The following is a 20,168-nucleotide window of genomic DNA, read 5'->3' as shown; positions in this document are numbered from 1 at the left end:
GGGGAAAAGATGGCTGAAGGACCCTGGAAGCACGTTGCCGAGGGAGTATTCCAGCGCAGATATGATCCGTTGGATATTACCGTGGGAGCGGTGCTCGGCGGGCAAGGCGTGGCGATCATCGATACCCGCAACAACGCACCCGAAGCACAAGAAATCCTTGACGAAGCCACAACGCAATTCGGACTGCCGATCGTTGCCGTGATCAACACCCACGCGCATTATGACCACACCTTCGGCAACCAGCTCTTTGCCCAGCGGGGAATCCCGATTTACGGCCATCACCGGATCCCCGCGCACTTCGAGCAGTTCGAGAAGCCCCGGCTTGAAATGGTGCAGCGCTCGCCGGAACTCGAACCTGAAATGAATTGGGGCGGTGTAACGCTGACGCCGCCTAGCCACTTGCTGGCCGAACCCTGCACGGCAAATCTAGGCGGACGGGAAGTTGAACTGATCCCGCTGGGTGCCGGGCATACCGACACCGACCTTGCGATCCATATTCCTGATGCCAAGGCATGGTTCCTTGGCGACATCATCGAGCAGTCTGGTCCACCGATGTTCGGCTCGGGCGCCTATCCGATGAAGTGGCCTGTGGTGCTCCAATCCCTGCTAGCGCGCATCCAGCCGGGAGACGTCATTGTTCCAGGCCATGGAGAGCCCGTCGACCGGGAATTCGTCGTTCGGCAAATGCACTGCTTCGAGCTGCTCGCCGCGACCCTGGGTTCGGCTCATGAGAAGGGTGCGGCAATCAAGGACATTGCGTTCCCTGCAGAGCTGCAAGAACTGTGGCCTGCCGATTTCCTTCTCGAAGCTGCCAAGGATGCCTACGCGCAGCTGCCGGGTAACGCGAAGGAACCAGGAAAGCGCGGCGCATGAAGCCAGAGCACGAAATGACCTCATGGCCGGCACTCGACTGAGGGCAGCGGCGGAATGGGCGAAATGTCAGTATTCGTTCTTGATCACGAAGTACGAGCCGCGGATGGTCCCTGCAAGCTTGGACTTCTGGCGAGCGAACTTGAACTTCCCTTCCAGCTCGCTGGGCACAGCCATGCCATCGGAAAGCTTGAAGCCCACGGCGCGCTTCTCGCCGGGATCCAGGCCGTAGAGAACATTGATGGACAAGCCGGACGCGTAGAAGACGTAGGCGCGCTTGGCGCCATCCGCCTCGAACACAGCTGCCTGCAATGGCTTCGATGCGATGTGCAAGTCGCGTTCCTGCGCCAGAATCGTGTGCACCCAAGCTATGGCTTCCCTTGCGTCGTCTGCTTGCTCCACGGCAAAGTCGTGGTTGAACTTGTTCTTCAGATAGCGCGCTTCGTTGGCGCGCAAGCCTGCCAGCGCGTCAGCAACAGGCGAAGTCTCAAGACCGTGGGTGGATATGTCTTTGAAATCGACAAGGTATGGCATGGGCATCCCTTCGGGCGTTGGCCCCGTGGATTCGGTAATTCGTTGTTATCGTACTCCGCGAAACTAGCCGAAGGCACTGAATCCGGTCAGGTCCCTGCCGAGGATCAATGCCTGCACAGACTCGGTTCCCTCATAGGTATGCAAGGCTTCGATATCGCCGAAATGGCGAATCACGTGATTTTCCAGCAAGATTCCATTGCCGCCGAGCAGGTCGCGGGCGGTGGCTGCCACCCGGCGGGCAGCCCGGGTGTTGTGGTACTTCAGCAGCGAAGCTTGCGTGTCTTTCAACCGGCCGGCAGCCTGGGCGCCGGCCACGGCCACGCACTGCAACTGCATATTGGTGATTTCGGCGAGCATTTGCGCCAGCCGTTCCTGCACCATCTGGTGCGCGCCCAGGGGTTTGCCGAACTGCGTGCGCTGCTTGGCGTACTGCAGGGCCGCTTCGAAGACGAACTGGGCATGGCCTAGCGCCGACCAGCCAACATTCACCCGGGTTTCAACCAGTGCCCGCGAGACATCCTTGAATGCGCCGGCCCCGGTGAGCCTGGCGGATTCAGGAACGCGAACGTCCGTGAGCCGGATCTCTGCCTGTTCGATCGCGCGAAGCACGCCCTTGCCGCGCACAGGGGAAGCCTCGTAGCCAGGGGCCTGCTGGTCGAGAATGAACCCCTTGACCCGGGAGTCGGCGACGTCGCGTGCCCACACAATGGTGATGCCTCCGGCGGCTCCATTGCCGATCCATTTCTTATGGCCATTGATGATCCAGTGATCCCCGTCGCGCCGGGCACTGGAATCCAGGCCAACAGAGTCCGAGCCATGATGCGGCTCGCTGAGGGCGAAACCACCGAGCAGCTCACCGGAGGCCACGGGTTCCAGATACTTCTCCTGCTGTTCGGGGCTGCCGAAGAATTTCAGGCTGCGCAGCACCAGGCCGCCCTGCACCGCGGCGGCCGCGGCCATCGAACCGTCTGCGCGCGAAAGCTCCATGGCCACTAGGCCCGCGGCCAGCGGGGAGAAGTGGGCGTGGCCTGGAATCTCAAGACCGTCGGTGAACAAATCGAGTTCGCCCATGCGGCGAACCAGATCCAGCGGATAATGCGCGTTCTCCCAATGCTGGTTGATGCTGGGCAGGATCTCTACTCCGTAGTGCCGGGCGCGGGCCCAATGCTTGCGATCCTCGTCGGTGGCAGCATCGAAAGCGGATAGATAATCGATGTCCAAAGCCGAGGCCAGGTCGTAGGGTGCCCATGGGTCCCGGGTCAATGGGTGCCGCCCGAAGTCTTGTTGCGTTCGGCACGCAGCTGGCGCTTGAGCAATTTGCCCGATTGGTTGCGGGGCAGCTGTGCGGCAAAGTCCACCCGCTTGGGAACCTTGTAGTGCGCCAGCTTGGACTTGACGTGCTCGCGCACCTCTTCGGCGGTGAGCGTGGCGCCGGCCTTGAGCACAATGACCGCGGTCACCGCCTCGATCCAGCGTTCATCATCGATGCCCACCACCGCGACTTCCGCAATTTCGGGCAATTCGTAGATGCAGTCCTCCACTTCGCGCGGGGCTACCAGCACCCCACCGGTATTGATGACGTCCTTGATGCGATCCACCACCTGGATGTAGCCGCCCTGGTCCTTGACCACTTGGTCCCCGGAGCGGAACCAGCCGTCGGCAAATGCCTGCTCGGTTTCCGCCGGCTTGTTCCAGTAGCCGCTCATGACCTGTGCAGAACGGTATTGGATCTCTCCGGGCTCACCGGCATCGGCGAGCTTCCCCTCGGCGGTCATCACGCGCGCTTCGATGAAGAACACCGGGCGGCCGCAGGACGCGGGGCGTGCATCGTGCTCCTCGGGGCGCAGCACCGTGCACAACGGGCCGAGCTCGGACTGGCCAAAGCAGTTGTAGAACCCGATCTGCGGATAGCGGTCGCGCAAGCGGGCCAGCACGGTTACCGGCATGATCGAGGCACCGTACTGCGCCTTGGCCAGCGAGCCCAGGTCGCGGGTGTCCAGATCCGGGTGATTGCTCAGAGGCACCCAGACGGTGGGCGCCAAGAACAGCGAGCCGATGCGTTCGGATTCGACGCGTTCCAGGATTTCGCCGATATCGGGTTTGGCGAGCAAGCGGATGCTGGCACCCAATGACAGATAGGGAAGCAGGAACACGTGCATGGCCGCCGAGTGGTAGAGCGGCATCGCGATCAGGGGCCGGTCCGTGCCCTCCAGATCCAGGGCGATAATGGCTGAGACGTACTGGGCCACCAGCGCCGAATGGGTCATCATTGCGCCCTTGGGTGCCGAGGTGGTTCCGGAGGTATAGAGCAGCTGGGCCAGATCCGTGCCGGCCACCGCAGCTCCAGGCGGCGCGGCCTCCACGCTTTCATCCATCGCCGTTTCCAGCACGCTGGTGCTGTTTCCGGTTCCGGGCAGCAGCGGCCAAACATCCTTGACTGCCTGCAGGCCGCCGGCATCGCGCAGTTCCTGGACCAGTTCGAGGCGGGACTCATCGGCGATGACCAGTGCGGCCCCGGAATCGTGCAGCAGGTAGCGCAACTCGTCGCCCCTGAGTGCGAAGTTCACCGGCACGTGGACCAACCCGGCACTGGCGCAGGCGAGGAACAAGATGGCATAGGCGTCGCTGTTCGCTGCATAGGCAGCAACTCGCGAACCGGCCGGCAGGCCTGCCTGCCGCAACCGGGCAGTCACCCGATTCACCCCGTCGGCCAGCTGGCTGTAGGTCCAGTTCCGTTCCCCGAAGGCCAGAGCATTGTCCGCGGGGCAGCGGGCCACCGAGCGGCGCAGCAGCGCGCCCATGGTGTTCTGGTCATCGGAATTCATCGCCGAGGTGGCTCGCAATGCACTCATGGTAGTTTCCTTTGCGGCGGGTGCGGGTAGCTAGAGGCGTTCGATGATGGTGACGTTGGCTTGGCCGCCGCCCTCGCACATGGTCTGCAGGCCGAAGCGGGTATCGCTGCGTTCCAGCTCATGGAGCAAGGAGGTCATCAGCCGTGCACCGGTGGCACCGATGGGGTGGCCCAGGGCGATGGCGCCGCCATTGACGTTGACCTTGGACATGTCGGCGCCGGTTTCCTGCTGCCAGGCAAGCACTACCGCGGCGAAGGCCTCATTGATTTCAATGCGGTCCATGTCTTCGATGCCCATCCCGGCGCGTGCCAGGGCATGCTTGGTGGCGCGGATCGGGGCCGAAAGCATCATGACCGGGTCATCGCCTCGGGCCGAGATGTGGTGGATGCGGGCGCGGGGTTTCAGCCCATAGCGTTTGACCGCGGCCTCGGAAGCAATGAGCAGCATCGCGGCGCCGTCAGACATCTGCGATGCTGTGGCTGCCGTATGCGCGCCGCCTTCGGCAATCGGTGCCAATGACTGCATCTTGGCACGGTCCACGGGGCGTGGCCCCTCATCTGCAGCCAGGGAATCCAAAGCAAGGATCTCGCGGTCGAAGTATCCTTGCGCCTGGGCGTTCAATGCCCGCTCATGGGAGGCCGCAGCGAAGTCCTCTAGCTGGGTGCGGGTGAGGCTCCAGCGTTCTGCCATCATCTCTGCGCCGCGGAACTGCGAGATTTCCTGCTCGCCGTAGCGGGACGCCCACAGCGTGGAGCCGGTGTAGGGATCGGGGAAGCCGAAGTCCTTGGCGGCGGAGTTGGAATAGGACAGGGGAATGCTCGACATGGACTGGACGCCACCGGCAACCACGAGGTCGCTGCTTCCGCTCATGACTGCTTGGGCCGCGTAGGAGATCGCCTGCTGCCCGGAGCCGCACTGGCGTTCTACCGTTGTCCCGGGGACGTGTTCGGAAAGGCCGGCGGCCAACCATGCGTTGCGGGCGATGTCCATGGCCTGGGGTCCCAGCTGGTCGATGCAGCCGAGGATGATCTCGTCGTATTGCTCGGAATCAATGTTGTTGCGGTTCACCAGTTCGGCCAGCGGCGCGGCGGCGAGGTCCAGCGGATGCATATGCGCCAGAGACTTTCCCCGGCGTCCGACAGGTGTACGCAGCGCATCGATGATGTAGGCCTCGGGCATGGGCTCCTCCAGGAAGTTTTTGACAGGAAACGTCTGCTGAACCAACAATGCCCAATTCATCAACGGTTGTCTAGGTCACAATTGCCACGCTTGGCTTGGGAAAATGCCACTAGCTCCAAATTCGCTACCGATAGGCGCGGCTTGGCTGGAGAATATGCTCCAGAATGGAAAACGGATGCGCGGGCGAAGCGAGCCGGGAAATTGCCTGCGACCGGATTAGCGCCCAGTCCAGGTTCAGCGACCCCAACCCGGACCTGCTAAACGTCGCCGAGTCACGGGCACAAGACCGTCTGATCGTTTTTGCTTCGGGAAGCCTGCAACCATTGCCGGGACTCATCCGGCCTCCGCTGGACCTGCGGTGCCCAAGGCCGCGGTCAACTCGTGGCGTGATTCCGGGTGCTGCCAGGTGGAGACAGGGCATAGAAGGCAGCCAATTCGGTTCCGCGCTTTGCCAAGGCTGGAGTCCTGGAAGGTCAAAGCAGGAGCGCGGTGCCCTCGGTGTTGGCGCGAGTACTCGGCGTGGTGTCCGGCGAATTGAACACGCCTGATGGAAGTACTTGCCAATGGGCGGGCTGCACCTAGGCAATGCAAGAATTGATGGAGCACACTGCACCTCGACGGAAATTTTGAGAACGGAACAGGCCCAAGTGAGCTTCGCTGACTACGATCCACGAATCATTGCGCTCTACGATACGGATAATCCCGACGGACCGGATCATGACTATTACCGTGCCTTAGCGGCTGAAACCAAAGCGCACCGGATTCTGGATCTCGGCTCCGGCACCGGCCTTTTGACGGTTACGCTTGCCATTGCGCAAAGAACTGTCGTTGGAGTTGACCCCTCACCGGTAATGATGGACTACGCCAGACAACGGCCCAACGCTGAGCGAGTCACATGGATTGACGGCGACGCTTCGGCAATCGACGGCGGGCCCTTTGACCTGATGGTGATGACCGGCAACGTAGCCCAGCACATCCCGGATCCGCAGTGGGCGCAAACCCTGAAACAACTCCGCGCTGCCGCGGCGACCGGGGCCGTGCTGGCCTTTGAAAGCAGGAACCCGTCGACTCGCGCCTGGGAGCAATGGAATGACGAAGAAACCGCAACCCGGGACACGCAATTCGGTCCGCTGACCGAGTGGAGCGATGCGGAAGAAACCAGTGCGGGACTCGTGCGCTTGACATCCTATGCCAAGATTGAGCACTCGCAGGAAGTACTGGTCGAAAAGCTGGACCTGGCTTTCCGCAGCGCCGAGCAGATCAGTGCAGATCTAGTTGCCGCAGGGTTCAAAGTTCGCGCAATTTGGGGTGACTGGCAGAAGAACCGCTTCAACGGAGAACAACCCCTGATGATCTTCGAAGCGGAAGCGATCAGGAAAGTGGCCGGGGAGACTGCTCATGGATAGGCAACCTTCCAAGTTGCCGGTTACCGTGCTTTCCATCGAGCATTCAGCTTGCCTGCAACGGCTGATGGAAAGCAACCCGGGATATTCGCAACGTGTCACCGGTGCCGGGCCTGCATCCGATGCCGCAATTCAGGCATTGAGCGCCCTGCCGCCGAAGGCGCAATCCGAGCAGAAAATTGATCTTGGCCTATGGGAAGGCGAAGAACTGGCCGGATTCGCGGATCTGATCGTCGGCTGGCCCAGACCAGATACGGTCCACATCGGATTGCTCATGGTCGATGGTGCCAGGCACGGACGGGGCCTGGGGAAGCAGATCCATGAAGCGGTGCTCGATGTGATCCAGGATCATCTGTTGATCACCGCCTGCCGGATTTCGATAGTCGATGCCAATGCTGCTGAAGTTGAACCGTTCTGGAAGAGCCTTGGTTATGCGCCGACCGGAGAAATCAGCACCTACGCGGTGGGGGACAAGCAGTCATGGGCGCGCACGTGGTCGCGCCCGATCACCAGCATGAGGAAGGAGAACCTTGATGAGTAGGTCCCCGGACAACATTTTGCTGCACCTTCCAGCAGAGCAGGAGCAGCAAGTACAGGAGGTCTTTGCCCAGTTGGAGATGCGCGGCTTCCCCGCGCAACACCAGACTCCGCATATCACCATTACCTTTTCGCCCAGCATGAGCGAGGTCGTGACGCAGCGGGCGGCAGAATTACTGCCTGCGCTCATCCCCGCGAGCTTCCAACGGGTGGGCACTATTGTCTTTGGCACGAAGCGCAAGCAGACGGTTGCGTGGCTGCTGGAAACCACGGATGCCTTGGAAATGGCAGCCCGGGAAATCAGCGCGCTGAATCCCGATGGGCGGGGACCGCGGTGGACCCCGCACCTGACCATGGGGTTGCGGCTGCCACGCGAAATTGTTCCCGACTATATCCGGGCACTTGAAGAGCTGGCCTCAACGCAGCTCAGGGAACTGACTGCCTGCCGGGCAGCCTTGTGGAAGCCGCGAATACCCGAACTGACGCTCCTGGCCGGAGCAATGCAGCAGGAAAACCGCGACTAGCTGGCCGATGCAGCTTGCTCTTTGGCAGAAGCACGCATGATGCGCAGATAGCCGAACCCGACAAATAAATGCAGTACCGTACCGGCAGTCAAAATGGCTACGCCCGGTGTTGCCAGCACCGAAAAATCGGGGATCCTGCCACACGCCACGCAGGCCAGCCCCAGCATCATGATGGCGGTGCGGATCTTTCCCGGCCACGTGGAAGCCGGCGGGGAGCCCAGGCGCAAGAAGAAATAGGTGCACAGCAGGATCAGGTCGGTGATGAAAATGGCCACGCCAACCCATAAGGGGATCGCCCCATTGGCCACCAGGGCGATCGCGATAGCCACGATGCCCAAACGATCAGCTATGGGATCCAGCAGGACGCCCAGATGCGAAACCTGATTGAACTTGCGGGCAATAAACCCGTCAACCCAGTCGCTCAGGCCGAAGGCGAGAAGCAGAACCGCTGTCAGTGTCGGTTCGGTATCGGCCAGCAAATAGCCGACGATGGGAACCACCAGGAGAAAGCGAATAATCGTGATGGCGTTCGGAATCGTCGCCCACTCATGTTTGCGTACCGCGCGCGTTTCCACTGCTTTCCCCTTTCCCTTAGTTGAACGATGACGCACTGCGTCGCAATATACAAGGGTGCGGGGCATCTGGCCTGCAAATATGATCCGTCCAGCGTACTGGTGCAGGGAGATTGTTAACGAACTGCGGGGGCCGTCCCGAAGGACGACCCCCGCAGCCAAAGCTAAAGGGCAGGGTGCAGAATTAGCCCTGCTCAAGGAGCTGGAAGCTTACGCCACCCTGCTCATCCACCGCCGCGTCGAGTACTTTGCCCTCCAAAGCGTCGGCAATCGCTTCATCCACGTAGACTGGGCTGCCTTCGGAAGCCACGACGCCGTCGGTGCTTTCGGGAGCGGGGACAATCTGCAGGCCGAAAGCGGCATCTTCCGGGTGGGTGCTGTCTGCCTGCATGATGCGCAGACCAGCGGTTTCTTCCTCGGCCTGGTTGGTGACGATCGCGGTCACGATCGATGCTGCTTGGTCGGTCAGTGCGAGCACGAGGCTCTCCTTCCGGTTGAGGACATACCAAGTTCAGGGCATGTGGGTGCCACGATTCCAAAAAACGCAACGAATCTCAACACCGCTTAACAGCTGCGCAACATGCTTGGACTTGAACCCCGCCAGCCCGATAGGGTGCGCCCCAACACATAGACTGGCGTTGCCCTGCAAAGGAGAAATAATGTGCGACGCTCAGGCAGCCAGCGGCAGGAGTGCCGCTGGGCACGGAATACGCTTGGCTGATTTTCAACCGCAGGACTTGCCTGCAATCCATGCCTTTGCCGCTGACCCAGTGGTGTGCCACTACTCGACATGGGGACCCAACCAACTGGCCGACACCCGGGAATTTCTCGCCGATGCACTGCTCGGGCAACCGCATAGGGTCTTGCAGGCGGTCATGCTCGGTGATGTTCTCATCGGTTCGGCTTCGGTGTGGGTCACCGACCGGAAAGCCAAGGCAGGGGAGATCGGCTACACCCTGAATCGAGAATACTGGGGAAACGGATACGCCACCGAAACTGCTGGACTCCTGCTCCGTCGGGGATTCGAGGATCTTGGTTTGGAACGGATCAGTGCAACCTGCGATGCGAGAAACGCAGCTTCCATCCGAGTCCTTGAAAAGACCGGATTCAAGCTGGAAGGACGCCGGGTTGAAGATCCAGACAGCGACGCCGCACGGGCTGAAACCCTGATCTTCAATATTGGCCGAACCTAGCCCTGGGCAGTCTCCTTGCAGGTATATTGGCAGCAACAGCGACGAAGAGGGACCAGATGAGACTCCATCACGTTCAGTTGCCGATGCCACGCGGCCAGGAAGCTGAAGCCCGCCGGTTCTACGGTGAAGCCCTGGGGCTAATCGAAGTCCCCAAGCCGCCTTCCCTTGCCGGCAGGGGAGGTTGCTGGTTCCGCGCTTTCAAAGCAGATGCCGTTGTGGCGGAAATCCATCTGGGCATAGACGATGCATTCATTCCAGCCAAGAAAGCGCATCCTGGAATGGTCTGCGACTCGGTAGAGGAGTGGGAAACCCTCGCTGGCCGTATCGATTCCATGGGCTATGAACTGTCTTGGGCAGAGCGCGAAACCTTTGAAGGATATCTGCGGTTCCATGCCCGCGACGGGTTCGGGAATCGTCTGGAAATCATGACCCCATCTAGCTAGCGCAAGTACTATCCGGTCAGGAGCCATCGTGGAACAATCCAGCTTTGCAGCAACCAGGGACCATCCCGTGCCAGGCGACGTTGCGCGGTTGCTTGCCACCGTTCCTGAATGGTTTGGCCAACCTGAATCAAACGCAGAGTACATCCAGTCCGCGCGGACCAAGGAAACCTGGACCGTTCGCAATGCCCAAGGCGCAGTGCTCGGTGTGCTCTTGGCAGAACGGCACTACCACCACTCCGTTGAGATCCATCTGATGGTGGTCGACCGTGGATACCACGGCGGTGGAATCGGTTCGGCTTTGTGCGCAGCCATTGAAGCCGAGGCGCTCGCCGGCGGAGTGCAGCTCTTGCAGGTCAAGACCCTGGGTCCTTCGCACCCGGATGCCGGCTACGCGAAAACTCGGCGATTCTATGAAAAGCAGGGCTTCCTTCCCCTGGAGGAAACTAGCCTCTGGGGAGCTGGGACGCCCTGCTTGATCATGGTTAAACCGCTACCTGGCAAGTAGCAATAGGATTGAAATGATGCCTGGTTCCAGCGCTCATGCCGAATCCTGGGAGTTCATCTTCCAGTTGTTTCCATCGTGGACTCCGAGCCGTAGACTGGGTAGATTCCGTCACGACTCTAGGAGATATCCTTGACTGAAATTTCAGCTCTCGCCCAGAACCTCGCCAAGCAGCACGCCTCAGGTGAACTGCTGGTCATGCCAACCGTGTGGGATGCATTCAGCGCCAACATCGCGGCATCCGCTGGCTTCGCCTCGCTGACTGTCGGAAGCCACCCCGTCGCCGATGCCTTGGGCAGTGAAGATGGCGAGAAGATGGACTTCGCAGACTATCTGGCCGCGGTTCAGCGAATCACCAGCAGTGTCGATGTGCCGGTCAGCGCTGACGTTGAATCCGGCTACGGCCTGGATCCGAAGGAACTCTTCGAACGCGTTGCGGCAGCGGGCGCTGTCGGCGTGAATATCGAAGATGTTCTCCACCGTGAAGGCGGCCGTGTCCGTGAACGCCAGGAGCATGCGGACTACATTAACGGCGTCCGCCAAGCAGCAGATGCAGCAGGCATCGAATTCGTGATCAACGGACGCACCGATGCAGTGAAGCTGGCCGATAAGTTCGCAGACCCGCTGGGCGAGGCAATCGAGCGCATCAAGCTGATGGAGCAGGCTGGTGCGCGTAGCGTGTATCCGGTGGCCCTGGCCAATGCCGATCAGGTTGCGCAGGTCGTGCGAGCAGTCAGCATTCCGGTGAACGTGACGGCCCACCCAGTCAACGCGCACCCCGCCGGTGACCTCGCAGCCTTGCGTGAGCTAGGGGTTCGTCGCGTGAGCTTCGGACCGCTGTGGCAAATGTGGTTGGCGGAGATGTCCGGCAAGCAGCTCGGAGCTTGGCTCTAAGCCTTCCCCGGATAAGGCAGTGCGCGCCAGGCGGGCGACGGCCGCACGCGGGTTGCATCAAGGAACGGCAACCCGGGCACAGCCCGGCACCTCATAGGACATTTGTGTTCTGTGAATAGTTGGAAAATCTGCCGCCAGGGCATTTCGCCTTGGCGGCAGGCTCCGGCATTGCCGGGACTGGCCCGCACCAAACGGGTGTCAAGGGCCCCTGGCTTTCCGCAGCCGAACTAATTGCTGATGCCGTAGGCCTTGCTGATGCTCTGGTTGCTTTGAAGTGTTTCGAGCATGAACGCGGCAAGATCATCACGCGTAATGCTTCCACCCAGCCGGCCTGGTTCACCAACTTGCAGTGCGGTCCACTTGCCGAGGGCAGGCTTGCTGCCCAATCCGGTGGGGCGCACAATGCTCCAATCCAAGCCAGAATCTTCCACTAGCTTTTCCTGCTCGGTGTGGTCGGCCAAAGGCTTGGCCAATAGCATTTTGGAGATGAGACCGATGACGCCGGGAAGTTGCGAACCGGAGTTTCCGGCGCCCAGGGAAGACTGGATCAGCAGGCGCTGGGGACCGTTCGCCTGCATCGCGTGGATAACACTGCGTGTCACGCTGGTGCGGGCATTTTTCTTTCCCTTGCTGCCACCCACGGTGATAGCTACGGCGTCGGCGCCGGCAATCGCCTGCACCGCGAATTCAGGATCAGAGGCATCGCCGTTGAGCTGATTTATTTGCCCATGCGCGGTGCGGGAACCGCTTCGCGAGACGACGGTAACTTCATGGGATGCCTGGCGAGCGAGTTCAGCCAGCGCAGCGCCGGTTCCGCTGTTGCCACCGATAATAACGAGTTTCATGAGTTCTTTCCTTGAAGCGTGAAGGCATCAGGTGCCCCGCACTATTCTCCCGCAATACGGTTGAGAGTTTTCATCAGTTTCTTGAAGGTGCGCTGGCCACTCTCCGACAGGCACACGAGGGTGATGCCGTAGCGGTCTTTGCGTTCCTTTGACAGGTGGATTAGTTCACGATTTTCCAGATCCTTGAGGATCTTTGAAAGGTCGGCGGTGGACAGCCCCGTGGCTGCTTGGAGTCCAGCGAAATCCGCCTGTTCTACTTGGCTCAGATGCGCCAGCGTAACGAATCTTTTGGGCGCCAGAAGCAAGGGATCAAGTTCTTGGTAATTCATGGAGCTCAGCGCCGAATTAACAGGAAGAGATAGTAGCCAAGCCACAGCATCGGTGCGAAGCCTCCCAGCAGCAGCGCTTCAGGCCAAGGTGCGGTTTCATGATGGACGATGCTTCGCCAAATAGGCAGGAGCAACCAGGTGGCAAAAATGGCCAGGATCGTGCGGGCACCGGGATAACGCGGTTCATTGATGCGGCGCTGCCGCGCAGCGAACCAGTGATTCGCTGACAAAAAGGCAATAATTGCTGGCGCTATGGAGATCCAACCGTATCCGGACAGTGCCAGTAGTCCTGCCGCCAATGATGCGGCAACAACCAAGATCGCTATCGCGTGATCGACGGCCTTGAGTTCGCGGCGGGGGCGGTGGGGGACCGAGCCCAGCAGTTGCTGCGCCTTGCCGGGCGATAGCGGGGTGGATGAACTGGAATCTTGGCTCATGCCTCAATCTTTGCAACTAGTTGCAATATTCGCAAGTAGTATTTTGTTTCAATTCCTTATCTGTTCATGCTTTTTATGATCGGACGGTTGAGGAACTGCTATTCTCGGACGGAGCCAGCTAAACCACCCACGGCACCGAGGCACGTCAACATGAATGCTTTTTCTGCTCGATCTGAAACAGCGATGGATCACCGTCGGAGTGCATTCGCGTGGCGACCTGAAGCCGATACGCTCATTGCCTTGGCCACGTTGCTGGCGTTTTCCCTGTGCTACTACGCGGGGACCGCGATTGATAGCCTTTTTCTCTGGCTCGGCATTTTGGTCTTCGGAACCTTTGTCCCTCTCTGGACGGTGCTGCACCGGCGCCGAGAGACTCTTGCAGGGGTGGGGATCACGAGAAAACTCCTGCTGGCATCCCTCGCTATTTCCCTGGTGCTGGGTGCCGGGTCCGCCTACCAGCTGGTCACCTTGGCCAACGCCAGTGGCGCCGATATCGCAAGCCATCTGGCGGCGAACTTCTTGGTCTTGTGGGAACCGTTCTTTGTCTTTGGATGGTTGTATCTGCGGTGGGAACGCGCTTTCGGATGGTTGCCAGCTATTGCGCTGACTGGCCTCGGCTTCATGGTTCAGCACCTCGGTTCGGTTCCGGTGGCAGCTGCAGCAGGATTCGGTGTTTTCGCGATCTTGTTCGCGATTGCCTTTGCCATGATGCGCAACCTCGCGGTGTTGTGGCCGCTATTCTACCCAGTAGCCAGTGGAATCGGGACCTTGCAGGCTGGGTATTCGATGGGATGGGGCGATGCCGGCATCTCGGCTATCGTACTGGTGCTCCAGCTGGTGATCTTCTGGTGGATCGCCAAGAGGGCCAAAAGCCTGCCTGCAGCCTAGCCCAAGGCGCCAGCGGCATAGGCAGCCTGCCCGACATGGACCGAGGCGTCGTCAATGATCGATACCAAGCGCACCCCACGGGTAACCGCCGGGTCCCAGCTTCGATCAATGATTTCGTCGAGTTCGTCCTCGCGCAGTCTTGAGGCGTAGCCGCCGAGCGCGGAAAAGCACGCCTCCAAATAGTCCAGGAGCAGCTGCTGGTCGTTGACGATGATCGAGCGAGCCTGCTCGGCGCTGTGCCCGAAGCCCATCGAATCGCCGAGCTCGCCCAAATTGAAGCGGTCCCGGAACTGCTCCCAGAGTTCAGGCTGACCGCTCAGCGCCGAGAGCTGGATATCTGCTTCGCGCCCTGAATGCCAGAGAAGCCATGCAATGGAGTTGGGGTGGTTGCCCGGGTGCGCGTTGAGCTGTTCATTGCCCAGCTGCGGAAGCGCGCGTGCCGCGTCAATTGTCCGCTGGGCCAAGTCTGACAGGAGCTCGGAGACTTTCATGATTCCTCGTTCTTCCCGCGATGCCAGTCGCAGGATTCGTTATCGGCAATGAATTCGGCGGCGAGATAGGTGGCAACGGCGGCAGTGTTGTCGCTGGCAGTGCATACCAAGGCGCTGGATGCTCCCATGGATCGCAGTTCTGCAGCGGCCGCCAGGCTGATCGCCGTGCCGTACCCCTGGCCGCGGGATGCCGGATGCACCGCGATGGGCTCCAGCAGCCCTGGCCGTCCGGGACCAGCAGACCAGACCGCTGCGACAGCCAGCGGGTTCATGTCGCTGTCATAGGCGGTCAGGCATTGCCCGTGGGCATAGATGGGAGTACTGGCCATGGTATGCCAGCGCTGCACCGCACGCGCCAAGTCTTCTGCTGAGAAATCGGCGCCGCGAAAGGCATTGAGGTGGACTTCCATCCATTGGCTGGCTTGGGCGGAATCGACCCGCCGAAAGGTAAGCTCCGGCAGATGCACCGGAGTGTCCAGCGAACGGCGCAAGGGAGTCCATGCTTCGCCCGGAACCCACCCGTTGGCCTGCAGGACCTGGCCCAAGGCCGTCGCGCCGCGGGCTTCGATGCTGGCGGATGAGGAAGGGAAGATCCGCTGTTGCGGCGAGAGGAGGTCGGTGTGGATCTGCTCGGCCAGCGGCTGGATGCCGACGTAGTCCGGATGCAGGGCCATTCGCATGAGATCCGGGCCATCGAGCAGGCCAATGGCATAAATCGATTCGCGATCCGCCCAGACCCGCAGGCTTTGCGCCGTGATTTCCAGACCCCGCATTGCGTACCAGCCCACATCCCCGGGATGCAGCTGCAGGGGCAGGCCATCGCGTTGCCAGCTGGCGAGCTCATCGACGAGGTCGGCAACCCGCGCCGCGGCGGGGGTAAGCATTCTAAGGCCCATTGGCCCATTCAAGCACTGGGCCTGCCATGGGACAAGGGTTCGCGGCAGGCAGCGGGCCAGCAGCATCCGCCGGATGCTGCTGGCCCGCTGCCTATGGGCGTGCAAGTTGCATCGGACTACAGGTCGGCGGTGGCCTTCCACGCCGAATGCACGGCACCGTGGATGTAGTTGACCGCACTGGCATCGCCGATGACATCGACGCTGAATCCGGCACCGCGCAGCTGATCGGCTACCGGCGCGGCACTGGTGGTGCCATCGGCGTAGATGACCATGTCGGCCGGGGCGCTGAACTGCTCTTCGCCTTCGGTCCATTCCACGGTCTTCTCGGTGATGCGGGTGACCGAGACATTGCGGTGGATCTTGACGCCATGCGCGAGATTCTCCTTGACGGCGGTCCAGCGGCGCGGCATGGCCAGCGGCAAGCCCAGCTGCTGGCTCTCATGGACCAGAGTGACGTTGCGGCCGCGCTCGGCCAGGAACTCGGCCAGTTCCAGTCCCACCAGCGAGCCGCCGATGACTACAACGTCCTTGCCCATCGGCAGCCAGAACTTGGTGAACTGGCGGACGAATTCCGGGGACTTGGTCAAGCCCGAGAGCCGTCCGAGCTTGCCCATGGTGCTCAGCACCAGTCCGGCTTCCTCGGCTGTAGCGGTACCCAGCATCATGGCGCGCAGGGTGTCGCCGGTCTGCACGTTGGGCAGGTCGCCGCCTGGCATGTCCGGCTTCGGGCGCACGGCGCCGGTAGCGACAATGACGTGGTCGGGGTTCAGCCCGCGGATGGTTTCCGCGGTGGCTGGGGTATTGAGCTTCACCGCAACCCGCAGGCGCTTGAGCTCGGATTTCAACCAGCGCAGCAGGCGCTCGTTATCCGGGGTGGTCATGGTGGAGAACCACATGGTTCCGCCCAAGCGGTCGGCCTTGTCGACGATGGTCACCCGGTGCCCGCGCTCGGTGAGCACGCGTGCGCTCTCCATGCCCGCAGGGCCCGCGCCAACGACAACCACATGCTTCGAGGCGCTTGCCGGCTTCAACGGCAGCAGCTTCTCGTTACCCAGTGCCGGGTTCACTGCGCAGAACGGGGTGTCATCGAAGAAGTTCTCCGCCACGCACAGGTAGCAATTGATGCATGGGCGCACCTGGTCAAGCTTTCCGTCGCGCAGCTTGTTGGGAAGCTCCGGGTCGGCCAGCAGCTGGCGTCCCATGGCAGCGAAGTCCACCTTGTTCTGGGCGATCGCCTTCTCGGAAATGTCCGGGAGCATGCGGCCCACGGCGATCACCGGAATGGAAACATGCTTCTTGATCTCTGCGGCATTCTCCAGGTAGGCCCCGACCTTGTTCGGCAGCGGCCCGTCGGTGAAGTTGTCGAAGGGGTTGCGTCCCCAACCGGTCACGTGGATGCCGTCAGCGCCTGCGGCTTCGAACATCTTGGACGCCTCGATGGATTCGGCAAGGCTCAACGCGCCTTCCTGGCCGTATTCCTCTCCGGCTACGCGCACCAGGATCGCCAAGGAATCTCCCACGCGTTCCTTGACGGCGGCGATGACCTGGCAGGCCAGGCGGGCACGGTTCTCCAGCGAGCCGCCGTACTGGTCGGTGCGCAGATTATCGCGCTGGTTAAGGAAGACGCCAAGGATGTATCCGTGCGCCGCATGGATCTCGATGGCGTCTGCTCCGCCCTTGGCTACGCGTTCTGCCGCGTCGGCCCATGCGGCGATCAGCCAGTCGATGTCCTCTTGGGCCATCTCGTGGTAGCTGGCTTGCTTGCCCTTGGTGGCAGCACCCATCTTCGCGAGTTCCTCGGGGGTGCAATCGGCCAGCGCGCTCATGGAGTAGCTGTAGTCCGGCTTGTTCGGCGCCATGACTGGACGTCCGTTGGCGGTGTCTACGCGCGCTACCTTGCCATGGTGGGTGGACTGGATGCACAGCTTGGAGCCTGCAGCGTGGATGGCGTCGGCTAGTGCCTTGATGCCCGGGATGTACTTGTCGTCTGACAGTCCCGGTTCCTTCATCGAGGCCGCTCCGTAAGGGAAGGCGATAGCGCATGCGCCGGTGATGACAACTCCGGCTCCGCCGGCGGCACGCGCGACATAGTGGTCGATTTCCGACTGCTCGATTTCACCGCCTTCGGAAACGTTCATGTCCATCGCGGGAAGGACAATGCGGTTGGCGGTGCTCATAGGCCCGATCCGGCCTTCTGACATCAGGTGGGGAAAATCCGTGTTGCTCATGGCAACATAATACCGGCGGAAAATGCCCCAATTTCCGCCAGGAGGATCTTGGAATTGGATTTAATGCCACTAAAATAAACGACTTGTTCAAATTCAGGCATGCCATCATACTATTAGAAAATGTCATTGCAACTAATTCTAGCGGAAATCCTGCGAAAAGAATTCCTGTTTCCATTGCCTAAGTCAACGATAATCAATTTCCATATGCGGATATTATTGGCCGGTTCAACGAATGCGCGAAGTGACCGGCATCACCCCAGCGGTAGGCTGGAAGCATGTACTGGGAAAATATCGTCTTCGATGCCGAGAGCCCGAAACAGCAAGGGGAATTCTGGGAGACCCTGCTCAAATGCCAGATGCTGACCGATAACGCCGACGGCTATGAAACCCGGCTGCAGCTGGCCGGACCGAGATACCTGGATTTGTGCTTCCCCGCTGTCCGGAACCCGGACCGTGCTCAACAGCGCGTGCACCTGATCCTCGGATCCGGCACCCATTTCAGCGAACGCCTTGGCGATCGGCACCGGGATGCCATGGAGTCCAGGCTCGATGCCGCAGGCAACGAATTTCTGCTCCGTGCCCACGACCAGGACGCAAGCGGCTTGGTGCTTGAAGCCCTGCAACTGGCCTGCGTTGACCCGGCCGGAGATGCAGAATTCTGGAAGCAGCTGCTGGGATGGGACATCGTTGTGCGGTCTCCAGCGGTTCTGGCTCATCCATCAGGCGCGGGCCCGCGGCTGGTCCTTGTCCGGGAAGCTTCACCCAAGACTGCGGGGAAGAATGCGATCCATCTGGACCTGCGTCTCGAACAGGCCGAGAGCATGGAGGACGCGTTGGGAATCATCTGCGCATTGGGCGGCAAGGAACTGGACCGTCCGTGGGGTACGCTGCCATGGCGGGTATTCCAGGACCGCTCGGGCAATGAATTCTGCGTCCTGGCCCCGTCGGCTTCCAACCGGTGACGGATCCGGCAACGCCCCGAGGCCGTTAAACGCAATTATCGGCACTACCCAAGGAAGAAAGTGCAACCACACCTAGGCAATGAGCACACCGTTGCGGTGATCCCGGGGCAGTCACGCCGCGGGATCGCGGCTCTGGCGCTCCTGCTCGCAACTGCCACCCATTTGCTGGCACAACTGTTCTGGCCTTCGGGGCTGCTGGCGGACGCCACGCAGATCCTGCTGATGCCGCTGTTGGCAGGAACGGTTCTCGCCCTCACCACCTCGCCGCGTGGCACACTGATCCGGCTGGTGCTCATAGCCCTTTTCTTCTCCTGGGTCGGTGACACCTTGCCCCGGTTCATGGACGGCGATTCTGCATTCCTGGCCATGGTTAGCGCATTCCTGGTTGCGCAGTTCTTCTACATCGCCGCTCTGGCAAGATACTGGAAATCTTCGATACTGCGCCATTGGAGGATGCCGCTTCCTTATCTTGCCGCATTTGCCCTGCTGCTGGTCCTCTGCTCACCCGGTGCGGGAGTGCTGCTCGCCCCGGTGATCATCTATGGCTCGGCATTGATGATGATGGCCATCCTCAGTACCGGGCTGGGTCCGATCGCAGGCTTCGGCGGCGCAATATTCTTCCTCTCCGATTCCTTGATCGCGCTGCGCTCATTTGCGGATATCGATGTCCCCGGAATGGGATTCTGGATTATGCTCACCTACGTAGCTGGCCAATGGATGATCAGCTACGCTGCGAGCCAGCGCGAGGCACAGGAGAAGAGCACGGTGAAATGCGAGTAGCCCCAAAGAGCAGGATCCCGTTGTTCATGGTGCATGGCAACGGGGTAGACCACCGTATCCTCAAGCCGCTGGAAGCAGAGCTGGCCAACGCGCAGATCTTCGACTTGCACTACGTCGACTTGCCCGGCTTCGGAACCTGTCCACCGCTAGGGAACCCCGGGGGACTGCCAGAACTTGCAAACTGGTTGGAGGAACTGATCAGGCAAACCGCGGGAGAGGGGCCGTTCGCACTGCTGGGCAACTCTCTTGGCGCCTTGCTCTGCCAGGAGATGGCCGACAGGTTTCCCGGCCAGGCCCAAGGACTATTCCTCCTGGCCCCAGTGGTCTTTCCCGATGCCTCGCGGCGCACTGTGCCCGAAGCGCAGGTAGTCGTAGAGGATCCCGGGCTGCTGGCCCGGATAGATCCCCGCCAAGCACAGCAATTCTCCGATATTGCCGTGGTGCAATCGCAGCAGGCGTGGCAGAGCTTCGCGCAGTGGGTGCTGCCCGGGCTGGACTGCGCGAACTTGCGCTCCATGGCCAAGCTATCCAAGCGCTACTTCCTGGATCCTCTGCCCGTGGAGCGTAAACGCCAGCTGGATATTCCGGTAACCATCCTGTGCGGGAAACAAGACCACATCACCGGATACCGGGATCCCGAGCAGCTATCGCGCCGGTACCCCTCGATGAGGATCCGCGTGCTTGATTCTGCAGGGCATAACGTGCACCTTGAGCAGCCCGAGCAGGCCGCGGCCGAATTGCGGGACTGGGCCCACCGCACGGGCCGCATGAACGAGCCGGCTTGAGCCGGGGAAAAACCGCATGCTGGT

The 20,168-nt window shown here is 61.0% G+C and carries 24 protein-coding genes; 12 read left to right on the top strand and 12 right to left on the bottom strand.

The features are described 5' to 3' along the window. Window positions 1-9: 9 nt before the first annotated feature. The gene (locus tag ACFVHU_RS04160) at window positions 10-873 is read left to right on the top strand and encodes an MBL fold metallo-hydrolase (protein WP_332489182.1); all 864 of its coding nucleotides are present in this window, start codon (window positions 10-12) and stop codon (window positions 871-873) included. A gap of 66 nt (window positions 874-939) precedes the next feature. Here ACFVHU_RS04160 and ACFVHU_RS04155 read toward each other — a convergent pair whose 3' ends face one another. The 4 genes from ACFVHU_RS04155 to ACFVHU_RS04140 all read right to left on the bottom strand — a co-directional run bounded on the left by ACFVHU_RS04155 (window position 940) and on the right by ACFVHU_RS04140 (window position 5,435). Then, window positions 940-1,404, bottom strand: a complete 465-nt coding sequence (locus ACFVHU_RS04155; protein WP_388022618.1) for a phage tail protein — start codon at window positions 1,402-1,404, stop codon at window positions 940-942. Between the two features lie 63 nt (window positions 1,405-1,467). Then, complete coding sequence (locus ACFVHU_RS04150; protein WP_332489183.1) at window positions 1,468-2,667, bottom strand: acyl-CoA dehydrogenase family protein; 1,200 nt, start codon at window positions 2,665-2,667, stop codon at window positions 1,468-1,470. Then, window positions 2,664-4,256: a fatty acyl-CoA synthetase gene (locus ACFVHU_RS04145; RefSeq protein ID WP_388022614.1), complete on the bottom strand. Its 1,593-nt coding sequence runs from the start codon at window positions 4,254-4,256 to the stop codon at window positions 2,664-2,666. Before ACFVHU_RS04145 ends, ACFVHU_RS04150 begins: the two co-directional genes overlap by 4 nt. A gap of 30 nt (window positions 4,257-4,286) precedes the next feature. Next, complete coding sequence (locus ACFVHU_RS04140) at window positions 4,287-5,435, bottom strand: acetyl-CoA C-acetyltransferase (RefSeq protein WP_133833668.1); 1,149 nt, start codon at window positions 5,433-5,435, stop codon at window positions 4,287-4,289. Between the two features lie 563 nt (window positions 5,436-5,998). Between ACFVHU_RS04140 and ACFVHU_RS04135 the strand changes: the two genes are divergently transcribed. Genes ACFVHU_RS04135 through ACFVHU_RS04125 form a run of 3 tightly spaced genes read left to right on the top strand, consistent with a single transcriptional unit; the run spans window position 5,999 to window position 7,899 of the window. Beyond that, window positions 5,999-6,841 carry a bifunctional 2-polyprenyl-6-hydroxyphenol methylase/3-demethylubiquinol 3-O-methyltransferase UbiG gene (locus tag ACFVHU_RS04135; protein WP_133833669.1) on the top strand — a complete coding sequence of 281 codons (843 nt, stop codon included), beginning with the start codon at window positions 5,999-6,001 and terminating at the stop codon, window positions 6,839-6,841. Then, window positions 6,834-7,379: a GNAT family N-acetyltransferase gene (locus ACFVHU_RS04130; RefSeq protein ID WP_388022610.1), complete on the top strand. Its 546-nt coding sequence runs from the start codon at window positions 6,834-6,836 to the stop codon at window positions 7,377-7,379. The genes ACFVHU_RS04135 and ACFVHU_RS04130 overlap by 8 nt, the downstream gene beginning before the upstream one ends. After that, entirely contained in the window at window positions 7,372-7,899 is a 528-nt protein-coding gene (locus ACFVHU_RS04125) for a 2'-5' RNA ligase family protein (RefSeq protein ID WP_133833671.1), read from the top strand. Before ACFVHU_RS04130 ends, ACFVHU_RS04125 begins: the two co-directional genes overlap by 8 nt. Here ACFVHU_RS04125 and ACFVHU_RS04120 read toward each other — a convergent pair. Beyond that, window positions 7,896-8,540, bottom strand: a complete 645-nt coding sequence (locus ACFVHU_RS04120; protein ID WP_388022607.1) for a CDP-alcohol phosphatidyltransferase family protein — start codon at window positions 8,538-8,540, stop codon at window positions 7,896-7,898. The genes ACFVHU_RS04125 and ACFVHU_RS04120 overlap by 4 nt on opposite strands. A 115-nt stretch (window positions 8,541-8,655) precedes the next feature. Next, complete coding sequence (locus ACFVHU_RS04115; RefSeq protein ID WP_105657563.1) at window positions 8,656-8,949, bottom strand: Fe-S cluster assembly protein HesB; 294 nt, start codon at window positions 8,947-8,949, stop codon at window positions 8,656-8,658. A 235-nt stretch (window positions 8,950-9,184) separates the two neighbouring features. On the opposite strand from ACFVHU_RS04115, the gene ACFVHU_RS04110 reads away from it, so the two are divergent. The 4 genes from ACFVHU_RS04110 (at window position 9,185) to ACFVHU_RS04095 (ending at window position 11,503) form a co-directional block, all read left to right on the top strand. Further along, complete coding sequence (locus ACFVHU_RS04110) at window positions 9,185-9,664, top strand: GNAT family N-acetyltransferase (RefSeq protein WP_388022604.1); 480 nt, start codon at window positions 9,185-9,187, stop codon at window positions 9,662-9,664. Window positions 9,665-9,720: 56 nt separating this feature from the next. Next, a complete protein-coding gene (locus tag ACFVHU_RS04105) occupies window positions 9,721-10,107 on the top strand; it encodes a VOC family protein (protein ID WP_388022601.1) in 387 nt (128 codons plus the stop codon). A 28-nt stretch (window positions 10,108-10,135) separates the two neighbouring features. Beyond that, a complete protein-coding gene (locus tag ACFVHU_RS04100; RefSeq protein WP_388022598.1) occupies window positions 10,136-10,612 on the top strand; it encodes a GNAT family N-acetyltransferase in 477 nt (158 codons plus the stop codon). Between the two features lie 129 nt (window positions 10,613-10,741). After that, complete coding sequence (locus tag ACFVHU_RS04095) at window positions 10,742-11,503, top strand: isocitrate lyase/phosphoenolpyruvate mutase family protein (protein ID WP_332728553.1); 762 nt, start codon at window positions 10,742-10,744, stop codon at window positions 11,501-11,503. 227 nt (window positions 11,504-11,730) lie between these two features. Here ACFVHU_RS04095 and ACFVHU_RS04090 read toward each other — a convergent pair whose 3' ends face one another. From ACFVHU_RS04090 to ACFVHU_RS04080, 3 genes are read right to left on the bottom strand one after another with little or no spacing between them, the layout of a single operon-like run. After that, window positions 11,731-12,348, bottom strand: coding sequence for an NAD(P)-dependent oxidoreductase (locus ACFVHU_RS04090; RefSeq protein ID WP_105657558.1), 618 nt, complete (start codon window positions 12,346-12,348; stop codon window positions 11,731-11,733). A gap of 41 nt (window positions 12,349-12,389) precedes the next feature. Next, the gene (locus tag ACFVHU_RS04085) at window positions 12,390-12,677 is read right to left on the bottom strand and encodes a transcriptional regulator (RefSeq protein WP_105657557.1); all 288 of its coding nucleotides are present in this window, start codon (window positions 12,675-12,677) and stop codon (window positions 12,390-12,392) included. A gap of 5 nt (window positions 12,678-12,682) precedes the next feature. Then, window positions 12,683-13,114 carry a hypothetical protein gene (locus tag ACFVHU_RS04080; protein WP_105657556.1) on the bottom strand — a complete coding sequence of 144 codons (432 nt, stop codon included), beginning with the start codon at window positions 13,112-13,114 and terminating at the stop codon, window positions 12,683-12,685. Window positions 13,115-13,264: 150 nt separating this feature from the next. Here ACFVHU_RS04080 and ACFVHU_RS04075 point away from each other — a divergent pair, with 150 nt between their 5' ends. Next, on the top strand, window positions 13,265-14,002 hold the full coding sequence (locus ACFVHU_RS04075; RefSeq protein ID WP_146112272.1) for a hypothetical protein: 738 nt from the start codon (window positions 13,265-13,267) through the stop codon (window positions 14,000-14,002). On the opposite strand, the gene ACFVHU_RS04070 is transcribed toward ACFVHU_RS04075, so the two are convergent. The 3 genes from ACFVHU_RS04070 to ACFVHU_RS04060 all read right to left on the bottom strand — a co-directional run bounded on the left by ACFVHU_RS04070 (window position 13,999) and on the right by ACFVHU_RS04060 (window position 17,617). Continuing rightward, the gene (locus ACFVHU_RS04070; RefSeq protein ID WP_105661530.1) at window positions 13,999-14,493 is read right to left on the bottom strand and encodes a DinB family protein; all 495 of its coding nucleotides are present in this window, start codon (window positions 14,491-14,493) and stop codon (window positions 13,999-14,001) included. The two genes, ACFVHU_RS04075 and ACFVHU_RS04070, sit on opposite strands and share 4 nt — an antisense overlap. Then, entirely contained in the window at window positions 14,490-15,377 is an 888-nt protein-coding gene (locus tag ACFVHU_RS04065; protein WP_388022592.1) for a GNAT family N-acetyltransferase, read from the bottom strand. Before ACFVHU_RS04065 ends, ACFVHU_RS04070 begins: the two co-directional genes overlap by 4 nt. Before the next feature lie 128 nt (window positions 15,378-15,505). After that, the gene (locus tag ACFVHU_RS04060) at window positions 15,506-17,617 is read right to left on the bottom strand and encodes an FAD-dependent oxidoreductase (RefSeq protein ID WP_388022589.1); all 2,112 of its coding nucleotides are present in this window, start codon (window positions 17,615-17,617) and stop codon (window positions 15,506-15,508) included. A gap of 275 nt (window positions 17,618-17,892) precedes the next feature. Between ACFVHU_RS04060 and ACFVHU_RS04055 the strand changes: the two genes are divergently transcribed. From ACFVHU_RS04055 to ACFVHU_RS04045, 3 genes are read left to right on the top strand one after another with little or no spacing between them, the layout of a single operon-like run. Further along, window positions 17,893-18,579 carry a VOC family protein gene (locus tag ACFVHU_RS04055; RefSeq protein WP_388022587.1) on the top strand — a complete coding sequence of 229 codons (687 nt, stop codon included), beginning with the start codon at window positions 17,893-17,895 and terminating at the stop codon, window positions 18,577-18,579. Between the two features lie 60 nt (window positions 18,580-18,639). After that, window positions 18,640-19,359, top strand: a complete 720-nt coding sequence (locus ACFVHU_RS04050) for a lysoplasmalogenase (protein WP_388022584.1) — start codon at window positions 18,640-18,642, stop codon at window positions 19,357-19,359. After that, window positions 19,350-20,144, top strand: coding sequence for an alpha/beta fold hydrolase (locus tag ACFVHU_RS04045; RefSeq protein ID WP_166650723.1), 795 nt, complete (start codon window positions 19,350-19,352; stop codon window positions 20,142-20,144). The genes ACFVHU_RS04050 and ACFVHU_RS04045 overlap by 10 nt, the downstream gene beginning before the upstream one ends. Window positions 20,145-20,168: the final 24 nt, after the last annotated feature.

Source organism: Glutamicibacter sp. NPDC127525 (genome assembly GCF_042672105.1).
Classification (GTDB): domain Bacteria; phylum Actinomycetota; class Actinomycetes; order Actinomycetales; family Micrococcaceae; genus Glutamicibacter.
The sequence above is the reverse complement of the archived record's forward strand: the minus strand, read 5'-3'. Positions and strand labels throughout refer to the sequence as shown.

Coding starts and splice junctions, on each gene's coding strand:
- ACFVHU_RS04140 (WP_133833668.1), bottom strand. CDS start 5,435: ATGCCCGAGGCCTACATCATCGATGCGCTGCGTACACCTGTCGGACGC.
- ACFVHU_RS04055 (WP_388022587.1), top strand. CDS start 17,893: ATGTACTGGGAAAATATCGTCTTCGATGCCGAGAGCCCGAAACAGCAA.
- ACFVHU_RS04070 (WP_105661530.1), bottom strand. CDS start 14,493: ATGAAAGTCTCCGAGCTCCTGTCAGACTTGGCCCAGCGGACAATTGAC.
- ACFVHU_RS04060 (WP_388022589.1), bottom strand. CDS start 17,617: ATGAGCAACACGGATTTTCCCCACCTGATGTCAGAAGGCCGGATCGGG.
- ACFVHU_RS04080 (WP_105657556.1), bottom strand. CDS start 13,114: ATGAGCCAAGATTCCAGTTCATCCACCCCGCTATCGCCCGGCAAGGCG.
- ACFVHU_RS04145 (WP_388022614.1), bottom strand. CDS start 4,256: ATGAGTGCATTGCGAGCCACCTCGGCGATGAATTCCGATGACCAGAAC.
- ACFVHU_RS04130 (WP_388022610.1), top strand. CDS start 6,834: ATGGATAGGCAACCTTCCAAGTTGCCGGTTACCGTGCTTTCCATCGAG.
- ACFVHU_RS04090 (WP_105657558.1), bottom strand. CDS start 12,348: ATGAAACTCGTTATTATCGGTGGCAACAGCGGAACCGGCGCTGCGCTG.
- ACFVHU_RS04155 (WP_388022618.1), bottom strand. CDS start 1,404: ATGCCATACCTTGTCGATTTCAAAGACATATCCACCCACGGTCTTGAG.
- ACFVHU_RS04120 (WP_388022607.1), bottom strand. CDS start 8,540: ATGCCCCGCACCCTTGTATATTGCGACGCAGTGCGTCATCGTTCAACT.
- ACFVHU_RS04085 (WP_105657557.1), bottom strand. CDS start 12,677: ATGAATTACCAAGAACTTGATCCCTTGCTTCTGGCGCCCAAAAGATTC.
- ACFVHU_RS04065 (WP_388022592.1), bottom strand. CDS start 15,377: ATGCTTACCCCCGCCGCGGCGCGGGTTGCCGACCTCGTCGATGAGCTC.
- ACFVHU_RS04075 (WP_146112272.1), top strand. CDS start 13,265: ATGAATGCTTTTTCTGCTCGATCTGAAACAGCGATGGATCACCGTCGG.
- ACFVHU_RS04045 (WP_166650723.1), top strand. CDS start 19,350: ATGCGAGTAGCCCCAAAGAGCAGGATCCCGTTGTTCATGGTGCATGGC.
- ACFVHU_RS04105 (WP_388022601.1), top strand. CDS start 9,721: ATGAGACTCCATCACGTTCAGTTGCCGATGCCACGCGGCCAGGAAGCT.
- ACFVHU_RS04160 (WP_332489182.1), top strand. CDS start 10: ATGGCTGAAGGACCCTGGAAGCACGTTGCCGAGGGAGTATTCCAGCGC.
- ACFVHU_RS04125 (WP_133833671.1), top strand. CDS start 7,372: ATGAGTAGGTCCCCGGACAACATTTTGCTGCACCTTCCAGCAGAGCAG.
- ACFVHU_RS04135 (WP_133833669.1), top strand. CDS start 5,999: ATGGGCGGGCTGCACCTAGGCAATGCAAGAATTGATGGAGCACACTGC.